The 10,233-nt window shown below is 32.5% G+C and carries 14 protein-coding genes; all 14 read left to right on the top strand.

What is annotated here, in order from left to right:
- The first annotated feature begins 99 nt into the window (after positions 1–99).
- A complete protein-coding gene (locus tag ABUA27_RS10605; protein ID WP_349820684.1) occupies positions 100–270 on the top strand; it encodes a hypothetical protein in 171 nt (56 codons plus the stop codon).
- Positions 227–1,066, top strand: a complete 840-nt coding sequence (locus tag ABUA27_RS10600) for an amidase domain-containing protein (protein WP_349820683.1) — start codon at positions 227–229, stop codon at positions 1,064–1,066. Before ABUA27_RS10605 ends, ABUA27_RS10600 begins: the two co-directional genes overlap by 44 nt.
- A 211-nt stretch (positions 1,067–1,277) precedes the next feature.
- Positions 1,278–1,712 carry a LytTR family DNA-binding domain-containing protein gene (locus ABUA27_RS10595; RefSeq protein WP_349820682.1) on the top strand — a complete coding sequence of 145 codons (435 nt, stop codon included), beginning with the start codon at positions 1,278–1,280 and terminating at the stop codon, positions 1,710–1,712.
- Positions 1,713–1,724: 12 nt separating this feature from the next.
- Positions 1,725–2,138 carry a DUF3021 family protein gene (locus tag ABUA27_RS10590; protein ID WP_288835041.1) on the top strand — a complete coding sequence of 138 codons (414 nt, stop codon included), beginning with the start codon at positions 1,725–1,727 and terminating at the stop codon, positions 2,136–2,138.
- A complete protein-coding gene (locus ABUA27_RS10585; RefSeq protein WP_330041642.1) occupies positions 2,101–3,054 on the top strand; it encodes an ABC transporter ATP-binding protein in 954 nt (317 codons plus the stop codon). Before ABUA27_RS10590 ends, ABUA27_RS10585 begins: the two co-directional genes overlap by 38 nt.
- On the top strand, positions 3,051–3,950 hold the full coding sequence (locus ABUA27_RS10580; RefSeq protein ID WP_349820681.1) for an ABC transporter permease: 900 nt from the start codon (positions 3,051–3,053) through the stop codon (positions 3,948–3,950). Before ABUA27_RS10585 ends, ABUA27_RS10580 begins: the two co-directional genes overlap by 4 nt.
- A 73-nt stretch (positions 3,951–4,023) precedes the next feature.
- Positions 4,024–4,626 carry a YdcF family protein gene (locus ABUA27_RS10575; RefSeq protein WP_129981958.1) on the top strand — a complete coding sequence of 201 codons (603 nt, stop codon included), beginning with the start codon at positions 4,024–4,026 and terminating at the stop codon, positions 4,624–4,626.
- 36 nt (positions 4,627–4,662) lie between these two features.
- Entirely contained in the window at positions 4,663–5,004 is a 342-nt protein-coding gene (locus ABUA27_RS10570; protein WP_129981952.1) for a DUF3784 domain-containing protein, read from the top strand.
- Positions 5,005–5,201: 197 nt separating this feature from the next.
- Entirely contained in the window at positions 5,202–5,429 is a 228-nt protein-coding gene (locus tag ABUA27_RS10565) for a hypothetical protein (RefSeq protein WP_129981953.1), read from the top strand.
- Positions 5,430–5,439: 10 nt separating this feature from the next.
- Complete coding sequence (locus ABUA27_RS10560; RefSeq protein ID WP_129981954.1) at positions 5,440–6,255, top strand: DUF4846 domain-containing protein; 816 nt, start codon at positions 5,440–5,442, stop codon at positions 6,253–6,255.
- Positions 6,255–6,782 (top strand): HD domain-containing protein, encoded by a 528-nt coding sequence (locus ABUA27_RS10555; RefSeq protein WP_288835334.1) that lies wholly within the window; start codon positions 6,255–6,257, stop codon positions 6,780–6,782. Before ABUA27_RS10560 ends, ABUA27_RS10555 begins: the two co-directional genes overlap by 1 nt.
- Entirely contained in the window at positions 6,782–7,585 is an 804-nt protein-coding gene (locus ABUA27_RS10550) for a GNAT family N-acetyltransferase (RefSeq protein WP_349820680.1), read from the top strand. Before ABUA27_RS10555 ends, ABUA27_RS10550 begins: the two co-directional genes overlap by 1 nt.
- An 8-nt stretch (positions 7,586–7,593) precedes the next feature.
- On the top strand, positions 7,594–8,031 hold the full coding sequence (locus ABUA27_RS10545) for a GNAT family N-acetyltransferase (protein ID WP_129981956.1): 438 nt from the start codon (positions 7,594–7,596) through the stop codon (positions 8,029–8,031).
- A gap of 169 nt (positions 8,032–8,200) precedes the next feature.
- Complete coding sequence (gene bilR, locus ABUA27_RS10540; protein WP_129981957.1) at positions 8,201–10,123, top strand: bilirubin reductase, long form; 1,923 nt, start codon at positions 8,201–8,203, stop codon at positions 10,121–10,123.
- Positions 10,124–10,233 lie beyond the last annotated feature (110 nt).

The raw sequence follows: 10,233 nt of genomic DNA, 5'->3' as shown, positions 1-10,233 counted from the left end.
AAAACGGAAAACGAAAAACGAAAATCAAAGAAATGTGTTATTTCCACTTGACAATCGTCATTTCATAACAGATTATTCAATGAATTTACATATCAAGGAATGGAAATCAATTTGTTACCTGAAACAACAATCACTAAAGAAGAAGCTCTTATTAAGTATAAAGAAGCATATGACTACATAGCAGGAAAAGCTTGTGTATTAGGTATTGTACCAGATTTAGATAACTATGAGTTTCAACAATATATTAAAGGCTATACCAACTTCTACTAATAAGGAACTTAATGATAAACTAGCGGAATTTGCAGAATTTATAGATATTTATGAAAATGCAGAGTCTAATAAAATAATCATTTCTTGTTTAAAAGAAAAAGAATTTAATTCTGAAGAACTTGAATTGTTATTACCAATAAGTAAGAGTTCAACTGAATTATCTAACAAAATAACTCCTAGTGATATAAAAAAATCAAATGGGTACGATTCTAATAAAGCTATTAAATATGCAAAGCAATGGTGGAATAGAACAAATAATACAGATTTTCCATATTATGCTAATTATTATAAGCAAGACCTTAATTCTAATGATTACAATGATTTAGATGAAAATGCAAAGGGACAGTCTGCAATAAGAAGAGGTTGGAGCGATTGTACGAATTTTGTTTCACAATGTTTAAGTTATGGTGGTTTTAAATATAGAAAATCAGGATTGTTTTTACCACATAGACAATCTAAAAACTGGTATTATGATAATGGAAAGCCATCACATACATGGGGTGGAGCTAATAATTTTTATCAGCATTGGAAATCCAGAGCTGGTATAGCAAAAACATCGGATTTACTTACAGCAGGAGATGTGATTTCAGTAGATTTTACCAAAGATGGAGATATAGACCATACTGCAATTATAACTTCCAATATTAACAATACAAATGAATCTAAATTGTTGACACAACACAGTATTGATAGAAGTGAATTTTTACCTACAGGAGATTATTTTTCTTTAGCATATCTATATAGTCAAGATTATAAAATATATGGATATGAAATGGATAAAGCACCAGTAAAATAAAAAATGAAAGGAGCTTTTAAACTGGTTCAAAAGTCAAGGACAGAATGTTGACAGTCCCCGCTAAGGGGCTGTAACGAATAGATAGTATTTACTACTACCTTGAGCGTTACAGCTCTTTTTTTTCATCTTACAATACGATTTCTACAACTTAATAGGATAAGATGTTTAAATATAATCTATTATGTTATTATTTTTTTGACGGAGGAAGACTATGAAGACAAAAATTGAATTGATACTAGAAGAAAATGTTGAAGAAACAATAATCAGATGTCATAAGATGACAGATGAAATACAAAATATAGTCTCTTACATAGAAAATGAGAAGAAAATCATAGGATATAAAAGGGGAACTGCTTATCCTTTAAATATAAATAGTATCTATTATTTTGAAATTGTAGATCAAAATGCATTTGTGTACTGTGAGAAAGAAATATATGAATCTAAAATGAAACTTTATGAATTTGAACAAGAAACAGAAGGTACATCATTCTTTCGTGCTTCTAAGTCACTTATTATTAATGCAGATAAGATTGATTCTATCAAACCTTCCTTATCAGGAAGATTTGAAGTTGTACTAAAAAACAAAGAAAAACTCATAGTATCTAGACAATATGTACGTGTACTTAAACACATGATTGGATTATAAGGAGGATGAAAAATGGATAAAAATGAAATGATACATACAATAACTATTCAATATTTTGTGATTTATACCTTATCAATGTTTGCAACAATCTTGTTTTGTCATATAGATCAGCCTCAAATAAAAATGCTATCTGTATCTTATTTAGGAGAGGTGGCAGTCTTTTCTTTTCTTGCCTGCCTTCCTACGACTATCTATTATTCTAAGTCTCAAAATGTATTAGTGAAGACTATTCTTCATACAATACTCTTAGAAATCATTCTTTTAATTGCTGGATATCAAATTGGTATGTATGAGGATGTCTTAGGAGGATTACTTTTCTTTTTCACAATACTTGTAGTAGATATTTTAGTCAGACTATTTAATTATTTGAATGATTGCCATCTTGCAAATGAAATCAATAAAGCTCTTAAGAGTAGAAAAGGGTGAACGTATGAACAGTATTGAAATTAAATATCTTACTAAAAGCTTTGGTGATACTAAAGCAGTAGATGACTTAAGCTTTAGTGTAGAAAAGGGGACTTTCTTCTCTTTTTTAGGTATTAATGGTGCTGGTAAGAGTACTACTATTTCTATGATATGTGGTGAACTTACAAGTGATGCAGGAGAAATATGCATTGAAGGCAAAGATATTAAAACACATATGGATGAAGTAAGAACTACTATAGGTGTAGTTTATCAAACTTCTGCATTAGATGATGTACTCACAGTTTATGATAACTTAAAGTATCGTGCTGCTTTATATGGTATTACGGGGAATTCTTTTAAGAAGAAACTAGAAGAACTCTCTATATTATTAGATTTCAAAGACTTTTTAAAGAAACCTTTAAATAAGCTATCAGGAGGACAAAGAAGACGTATAGATATAGCTCGTGCTCTTATTCATGAACCAGAACTTCTTATCTTGGATGAACCAACAACTGGTTTAGATCCTCAAACAAGAAAAATATTATGGAAAGTTATTGATAATTTAAGAAAAGAAAAACATATGACTGTATTTCATACGACTCATTATATGGAAGAAGCCGCTGAAGCAGATCAAGTTGTTATTATTGATCATGGCCGTCAAATAGCTTCTGGAACACCACATGAATTAAAACAGAAATATGCTTATGATTATTTAAATATCTATCATGTAAAAGAAGAGGATATTAAGTCTTTAGGACATCCATATACATATAATAAGGATCATTACACAATCCGTGTCAATCATCCGGGTGTTGTGAAAGAAATGATTCTTCAAAAACCGGAATTATTTAATGACTTTGAACTTGTAAAAGGAAGAATGGATGATGTCTTCTTAAATGTAACAGGAAATAAACTCCCAGGAGGTGAACAATCATGAAACAACTTTATCATCTCACATTAAGACATACAGTATTATTTTTTAAGGATAAAGGACGCTTCTTAACAGCTTTGATTACACCAATAGTCTTAATTGTCTTATATATGACATTTCTAGGGACTGTTTATCATGATTCGCTAGATAGTATAGTTAAGTATTATTCTGTATCACAAAAGACTATTGATGCTTTTGTGAATGGTTATCTCTTTTCCTCATTACTTGCAGTGAGTTGTGTCACAGTATCATTCTGTTCAAATATGATTATGGTACAAGATAAAGCAGATCATAAAATAAAGGACTTACTCATAGCACCTGTCAGTAAAACTACATTAGCTCTAAGTTATTTTATTTCTACTTTACTTATCACTATGATTATTAATATCACTGCTTTACTTGCATGTTTTATTGTATTAGGTACAAGTCACTTTGTTTTACCAGTAAAAGATATATTATATTGTCTGCTAGATATCTTTTTGCTTACTTTGTTTGGTGCTTCTTTATCATCTATTATTAATTATTTCCTTACAACACAAGGCCAGATTTCAGCTGTCAGCAGTATTGTGAGTGCAGGGTATGGTTTCTTATGTGGTGCTTATATGCCTATTTCTCAATTTACACCTGCAGTACGTGCTATTATTAAGTTCTTACCAGGAACCTATGGAACAGCACTTATTCGTAAGCATTTATTAAATAGTCTATTTATTAAACTAAATACAAAGGTTTCTTCTACGATCATGAATGAAATTCATCAAAGTTTTGATACATCATTTACACTTATGGGACATACAATTACAACGAGTATGATGTATCTCATTATGATTGGAACATGTTTTATTTTGTTGTTTGTATACATTTTATTGAATCAATTCAAAAAAAGATATGTAAAATTGATGTAATTTGATACATAGGATTGAAAAATATGAGAAATAGTTTAAGATGTTTTTTGTGGAGGAATTATTAAGTATTACCATGAAACTCTTAAAGAAATTAATTATACTTATTGCATTAGTTATTGTTTATGTATTTTCTAATGCAGTAAGTATTTATATATATAGTTTTAAAGATGAAGCAAGAACTGCAGATGTTGCAATTGTCTTAGGTGCATCTACATACAATGGTCATGCTTCACCTGTTTATCAAGAAAGAATTAATCATGCAGTTGTTTTATACAACAAACATTTAGTTAAGAAAATCATTACAACAGGAGGATATGGAAAAGGAAATCCTGTTAGTGATGCTTATAATGCAAAGCTTTATGCAATCAGTCAAGGTGTACCAGAAGATGACATTCTTACAGAAGACCAGTCAACAGTCACTTTAGAGAATCTCATTAATGCGAAAAAGATTATGGATGTTGAACATTATAAGACTGCATTAATAGTCAGTGATCCATTACATATGAAAAGGGCCATGCTTCAGGCAAAGGATGCAGGCATTACTGCCTATACATCACCAACACAATCTTCTAGATATCGCACAAGAGATACCAAGTTTCAATTCTTAAAACGTGAAGTAACTAATTATATTGGTTATAAATGGTATCGTCTCTTTAAATCTCTTATCAAGGTATGATAGAATAGTATTAAGGGTTGAAGGGAGCTGTTTGTTGTGTTTATGATTAATACAGGATGTATATGCTGTGCAATTCTCGCATTAACATTCTTGTTTTATTATATAATTTGTACATGTCTTAAAGGATTAGGTGTTTATCGTATTAGTGCATTTAAGAATGTACCTCGTGAAGAAAGCCATTATTATGATAAGAAAAGAATCAGCCGTGCTCAAAGAAGTGCATTCAAGAAATGGTTTATCATATTAAGTATAGGTACAATACTATCATATTATATTAGTCAGTACTTTGCTTATATTGCGATTGGACTATGGGCACTTATATTCTTTAAAGACATCTTTGTAAAAAAAGAGAACTTATTTCGTAACTATCGTATCTAATGGCCTTATAGGTCATTATTTTTTTAGGTGACATTATGGAAAAACTATTACTTGTACTTATATGTGTTTTAGGTGTTGTCATCATGGTCAAAGGTTTTGTGAGTCGTTTTCAATATCGACTTAAAGCGACCCGTTGTTCTTTATAGACATCAGGAAAAATCATAGATATAAAACAAGAAGAATTAAATTTATACAGGATGACTATTCAATACTATGCAGAAGGGAAGTTTATTGAAAGAAAGCCTTCTATCACATACTTCCAGATGAAATATTTTAAAAACAATAAGAACGTCACAATAGACAATGATCCTACATCTTGTGATACATTTATTATAGAAGAAGACTTATTTCCTATACGTTTTACTAATTGTCTCATATTCAGTGGTTTTGTATTAGTATGCTGTGCTGCTTTATTTATTATCTGAGAGGTTGATTATGAAGAAAATAATATTACTGCTTCTAAGTGTACTTTTAACAGCTTGTACACCATCTTCAACTACAAATAAAAACTTTATCAATACTAAAGGTACAACCTTAGAAACACGTATTCCCACACCCAAAGGATATACACGAGAACAAAGTGATTTTGCACATTTCTTACAGACTTATCCATTAAAGGAAAACGGTAGTCCTATTCTTTTGTATAACGGTAAAAAGAAGTGGAATCAAAGTGCACAAATTGCGGTATTTAAGTTACCGATAGAAAATGAAAACCTCCAACAATGTGCCGACTCAGTGATGAGAGTCTATGCAGAATATTATTGGAACACCAAACAATACGATAAGATTCAATTTCATTTAAGTGATGGATTCTTATTATCTTATATGAAATGGAGAGAAGGGTATCGTGTCGTCATTAAGAATGATCATGCATCTTATATAAAGAGTGCTTCCTATGATGATTCTTATGAATGTTTTAAAAAATACTTGCGTATTGTCTTTGCTTATTCAGGAAGTGCAAGCATGGTAAGTGAATCAACACCTATCAAACTAAATGAAATAAGAGTAGGAGATGTTTTCTTAAAAGGTGGTTCACCAGGACATGTCGTGATGATTGTAGATGTTTGTACAAATAGAGAAGGAAAGAAGGCTTTCTTAATTGCACAAGGCTATATGCCTGCTCAGGAATTTCATTTACTAAAGAATCCATCACATGATGACCTCTGGTATTATGAAGATGAAATCAAATACCCCTTCGAAACACCTGATTATACATTTGAGGAAGGCAGTTTAAGAAGATTATGTTATTGATGAATGTGTTTAGTGGTCACAGAATAGATCCACTTCATATCAGAGAAGAAGATATATATCTAGAAGATATTGCTCATGCATTAAGTCTATTATGTCGCGGGAATGGTCATATTAAATATTTCTACTCTGTGGCTCAGCATTCTCTCAACTGCGCAAAAGAAGCGCAAAGCAGAGGATATAGTAAGCATGTTGTTTTATCATGTCTATTTCATGATGCAAGTGAAACTTATATGAGTGATCTCATCACTCCTATAAAAAAACAGATGAAAGAATATCAAGTAATAGAAGACCAGCTTCTAGAAACCATATTTCAAGCTTTTCACATTCGATTGAAGAATGAAGAAAAAAATATCTGGAAAGAGATGGATCACTTACTACTTGAAGCAGAATTAAAGGAGATGATGCCTTTAGAAGAAGATAGACCAACTGTCACACTGATAAGTGTTCCTGATTTAAATGAACACTATTATCGTGAGATAGAAGAAGAGTTTAAGGCTTATGCGCTACAATTATTGGAGGATTTATAGTGAAGATTTATGTTACATATAAGTTTTTAACTAAAGAAGACAGAGATGCTTTTTATTCAGCAATCAAAGAGAATCGTATTCAGGAATTATCTTTATCTGATGAAGGATGTCTCAAATATTCTTATACACCTAAAGATGATACTGTTCTTTATTTGCGAGAAGAATGGACGTCTCAAGACTTACAGTTAAAACATTTGAATCAGTCACATATGGCTGTTTTGAAGGAGTTAAAGAACCAATATTCGTGTCAAACAACAGTGCGTCATGGCACTGCTTGTTTAGAAACTGAACGTTTAATATTAAGAGAATTTAAAATAGAAGACGCAGATGATATGTATCATCATTGGGCTAATGATGAAAAGGTCACTCGTTATTTGACTTGGCCACCTCATCAAAGTATAGAAGACACAAAGCAGTTACTTTCTTCCTGGATTCAGTCTTATGAAAAGGGTGATTCTTATAACTGGGGCATTGTCGTAAAGGATAAGAGTACACTCATTGGAAATATTTCTGTTACAAATATTGATTATAAAACAAATACAGTAGAAATTGGCTATTGTATTGGGCAGGCTTATTGGGGTCATGGATATGTTGCAGAAGCACTTAAAGAAGTCATTTCTTACTTATTTAAGGAAGGTTATGATTTAGTACGTGCAAGACATGATAAAAATAATCCTCATTCAGGTCGAGTGATGCAAAAAGCAGGTATGAAATATGAGGGAATCCTTAGAAAATCTGCAAAAAATAATCAGGGAGTTGTAGATGCTGCTGTATACTCAATTCTTCCTGAAGAATTAGAATAGGAGACTATATGGAAGTTAGAGAAATATGTTTGGCGCATGTCAAAGAGATATCGCAATTATTTAATGAAATATTCTCCAGGGAACCATGGAATGATGAATGGAATGAAGAGGACCTATCTATTTATATGCATGATCTAGTAGGTAATCGCTTATCTTTATCTATTGGTTTATATGATGGAGATCAGCTTATTGGAATTGCGTTAGGTCGTATTAAACATTGGTATAATGGCAGAGAATTCTGGATTGATGAATTTGGCATAATGACTAATGAACAGTCTAAAGGACTCGGAACTCAATTTATGGACTTAGTTGTTGATTATACGAAAAAAAGAGGAATAGACCGTATTATGTTGATTACGGAAAGAGAGTTTCCTGCTTATTACTTCTATCAGAAAAATGGATTTAAAGAACAATCATCACAGGTTGTCTTCATGAAACAATATTAAAGAGTTAAGTACGTATTTTTTTGTACGTACTTTTTTGTCTTAAAAAACATATAATTTATTCTTTTGATGACAAAATGTGACTTATAAATTGCGTATAATTACTATCATTTGTAAAATGAAAGCGCTATAATGGTAGTGGTTAAAAATGTATTGTAAGGAGAGAAATAATATGAAACTATTAGAACCAATTAAAGTAGGTCCAATCACATTGAAAAATCGTATCATGTTCCCACCAATGACAACTGGCTATGAAGAACGTGACGGTTCAATTTCTAAACAGAGCTTCAACTTCTATAAACGTATTGCAGAAGGTGGTGTATCTTATATCGTACTTGGAGACGTCGCACCAGTAAATACTGTTTCTCCAACACCAAAATTATTCAAGGATGAACAGATTCCAGCTTATAAAGAATTAGCTGATGCATTACATGAATTTGATTGTAAATTAGGTATTCAGATTTTCCATCCTGAATATGATGTTCAGGCTTTAGCTGAAATGTTTAAGAAGGGTGATATGCAGGCAGCTCGTGCTAAATTACATCATGATATGCTTCATTTCACTGATGAAGTAACTCCAGAAGCATTAAATACAATTCTTAAACAGATGGGTGAATGCGTAAGACGTGCGTATGAAGCAGGTGTAGATGTAGTAGAAGTTCATGGAGACCGTTTAGTAGGTGCTTTATGTTCTACAGTATTAAATCATCGTACAGATGAATATGGAGGAAGCTTCGAAAATAGAACACGTTTTGCGTTACAAGTAGTAGAAAGCATTAAAGAACATGCCCCTCATATCTGTATTGACTATAAACTTCCAATCATCACTGATAACCCATTAAGAGGTAAAGGTGGATTAAAGATTGATGAAGCTGTTGAATTTGCGAAGAAGCTTGAAGAAGCAGGCGTTAATATGATCCATGTTGGACAGGCTAACCATACAGGTAACTTAAATGATACAATTCCAGCAATGGGTACTCAGCCATATTGTTTCATGCAGTCATATACTAAGAGAGTTAAAGATGCTGTAAGTATTCCAGTATCTGCGGTAGGACGTATCGTTACTCCACAGAATGGTGAAGCCTTAATCGAAAATGGTGTATGTGATATCGTAGGTTATGGACGTTCATTGTTAGCTGATCCTGATTATGTTAAAAAGATTGAAGATGGACAGCCTTGTAGAATCCGTTTATGTATGATGTGTAATAAGGGATGTACAGACTCTATCCAAAACAGAAAGTTCTTAAGCTGTGTTCTTAATGCAGAAAATGGTTATGAATATGAAAGAACTATTACTCCTGCAGATGATAAGAAGAAGGTTGTTATTGTTGGTGCAGGACCTGCAGGTTTAGAAGCTGCAAGAGTTGCTGCAGTGAAGGGTCATGACGTTATTGTTTATGACAAGGATACTCAAGTAGGCGGACAGTTAAATATTGCTTCTGTACCACCTAGAAAAGAAGAAATGAATCGTGCTATTCATTATCTCGCAAATGAAGTCAAAGCATTGGGTGTTGATTTACGTTTAGGAAAAGCTGTTACTAGCGAAGATATCTTAGCTGATCAGCCTGATGAAGTTATCGTTGCAACTGGTGCTTCTAACTTCATCTTAAATATCCCTGGTAAGGATATGCCTCATGTACAGGATGCTTGGAAAGTACTTTCTAATGAACAGTTCCCAGCAGGAAGAATCGTTGTTATCGGTGGTGGACTTGTAGGTGCTGAAACAGCTGAATACCTTGCACTTAGAGGTAATGATGTAAGTATCGTAGAAATGATGGATACTATTGCGAAAGAAGAATCAACTACAATTCGTCCAGAAATGATGGCTGATTTTGAAAAGCATGGTGTTAAACAGTTCACTAATACTAAGGTAACAGAAATTACTGCAACTACAGTAGAAGCAGAAACTGCAGAAGGTAAAGTATCACTTCCATGTGATTATGTAGTATTTGCAGTAGGTGCTCGTTCTAATGCATTTGACATGACTGCATTAGAAGAAAAGAATATCCATGTTCAGGTTGTTGGTGATGCAAATAAGGTGGCAGACATCAATTCAGCTATTGAATCTGGTTATCTTGCAGCAAACGCTTTATAAGATGCTTAAGACAGGCGACGCCTGTCTTTTTTATGCGTGTGCCGGGCATGGCACTAATTCAGTCGGAGATAGTCTGACCACAGGTATTTACCGCCAAGTGTAGTGAACCA

Source organism: Catenibacterium sp. RTP21428st1_D7_RTP21428_210409 (assembly GCF_040227455.1).
GTDB classification, from domain to species: Bacteria; Bacillota_I; Bacilli_A; order Erysipelotrichales; family Coprobacillaceae; genus Catenibacterium; species Catenibacterium mitsuoka_A.
Note: the sequence above shows the minus strand (reverse complement) of the source record. Positions and strands in the feature narration are given on the sequence as shown.

What these genes read in the sequence shown, in the direction of transcription:
- ABUA27_RS10605 (WP_349820684.1), top strand. Translation starts at nt 100, where the DNA reads ATGGAAATCAATTTGTTACCTGAAACAACAATCACTAAAGAAGAAGCT.
- ABUA27_RS10600 (WP_349820683.1), top strand. Translation starts at nt 227, where the DNA reads ATGAGTTTCAACAATATATTAAAGGCTATACCAACTTCTACTAATAAG.
- ABUA27_RS10595 (WP_349820682.1), top strand. Translation starts at nt 1,278, where the DNA reads ATGAAGACAAAAATTGAATTGATACTAGAAGAAAATGTTGAAGAAACA.
- ABUA27_RS10590 (WP_288835041.1), top strand. Translation starts at nt 1,725, where the DNA reads ATGGATAAAAATGAAATGATACATACAATAACTATTCAATATTTTGTG.
- ABUA27_RS10585 (WP_330041642.1), top strand. Translation starts at nt 2,101, where the DNA reads ATGAAATCAATAAAGCTCTTAAGAGTAGAAAAGGGTGAACGTATGAAC.
- ABUA27_RS10580 (WP_349820681.1), top strand. Translation starts at nt 3,051, where the DNA reads ATGAAACAACTTTATCATCTCACATTAAGACATACAGTATTATTTTTT.
- ABUA27_RS10575 (WP_129981958.1), top strand. Translation starts at nt 4,024, where the DNA reads ATGAAACTCTTAAAGAAATTAATTATACTTATTGCATTAGTTATTGTT.
- ABUA27_RS10565 (WP_129981953.1), top strand. Translation starts at nt 5,202, where the DNA reads ATGACTATTCAATACTATGCAGAAGGGAAGTTTATTGAAAGAAAGCCT.
- ABUA27_RS10560 (WP_129981954.1), top strand. Translation starts at nt 5,440, where the DNA reads ATGAAGAAAATAATATTACTGCTTCTAAGTGTACTTTTAACAGCTTGT.
- ABUA27_RS10555 (WP_288835334.1), top strand. Translation starts at nt 6,255, where the DNA reads ATGAATGTGTTTAGTGGTCACAGAATAGATCCACTTCATATCAGAGAA.
- ABUA27_RS10545 (WP_129981956.1), top strand. Translation starts at nt 7,594, where the DNA reads ATGGAAGTTAGAGAAATATGTTTGGCGCATGTCAAAGAGATATCGCAA.
- bilR (WP_129981957.1), top strand. Translation starts at nt 8,201, where the DNA reads ATGAAACTATTAGAACCAATTAAAGTAGGTCCAATCACATTGAAAAAT.